The 228-nt window shown below is 51.8% G+C and carries 1 rRNA gene; it reads left to right on the top strand.

Going from position 1 to position 228, the window contains the following annotated elements:
- Positions 1-85, top strand: a 16S ribosomal RNA gene (locus RUGAMON1_RS32765); the annotation flags it as partial.
- Positions 86-228: the final 143 nt, after the last annotated feature.

Below are 228 nucleotides of genomic sequence, written 5' to 3'. Positions count from 1 at the left end.
GGCGCTTACCACGGTAGGATTCGTGACTGGGGTGAAGTCGTAACAAGGTAGCCGTATCGGAAGGTGCGGCTGGATCACCTCCTTTCTAGAGTAGCACTGGTCAGCAATGACTACTCATCAAGCGTTCACACTTATCGGCTGTAATGAATAAAGAACAGCATTTGGGGCTGTAGCTCAGCTGGTTAGAGCACCGTGTTGATAACGCGGGGGTCGTTGGTTCGAGTCCAA

This window comes from Duganella rhizosphaerae (genome assembly GCF_040364205.1).
Classification (GTDB): Bacteria; Pseudomonadota; Gammaproteobacteria; order Burkholderiales; family Burkholderiaceae_D; genus Rugamonas; species Rugamonas rhizosphaerae.
The sequence above is the reverse complement of the archived record's forward strand: the minus strand, read 5'-3'. Positions and strand labels throughout refer to the sequence as shown.